The sequence below is a fragment of the Micromonospora craterilacus genome (genome assembly GCF_003236315.1).
Taxonomy (GTDB): domain Bacteria; phylum Actinomycetota; class Actinomycetes; order Mycobacteriales; family Micromonosporaceae; genus Micromonospora; species Micromonospora craterilacus.
Map to the genome: position 1 here is coordinate 1 of NZ_POTY01000594.1, position 404 is coordinate 404.

1 protein-coding gene is annotated in these 404 nt (G+C 37.6%); it reads left to right on the forward strand.

All coding sequences use genetic code 11. The features are described from left to right. Positions 1–404 (forward strand): class II glutamine amidotransferase domain-containing protein (locus C1I95_RS37535; protein ID WP_199524063.1); only part of this gene is annotated, 404 nt, incomplete at both ends.

Below are 404 nucleotides of genomic sequence, written 5' to 3' on the forward strand. Positions count from 1 at the left end.
TTGATAAATCGCTTGAAATGTTGCGACGTTTAGATCACAGGGGCGGGGTCGGCGCAGATGGCATCACTGGTGATGGCGCAGGTATTATGACTGAAATACCTTTTGCATTTTTCAAACAACATGTAACGGACTTTGATATCCCAGGTGAAGGTGAATATGCCGTGGGGTTATTTTTTTCCAAAGAACGCATTTTAGGTTCTGAACATGAAGTAGTTTTTAAAAAATATTTTGAAGGCGAAGGGTTATCAATTCTTGGTTATCGTAATGTACCAGTTAATAAAGATGCCATTGCTAAACATGTAGCAGATACGATGCCAGTCATTCAACAAGTGTTTATTGATATTAGGGACATTGAAGATGTTGAAAAGCATTTGTTTTTAGCGAGAAAACAATTAGAGTTCTAT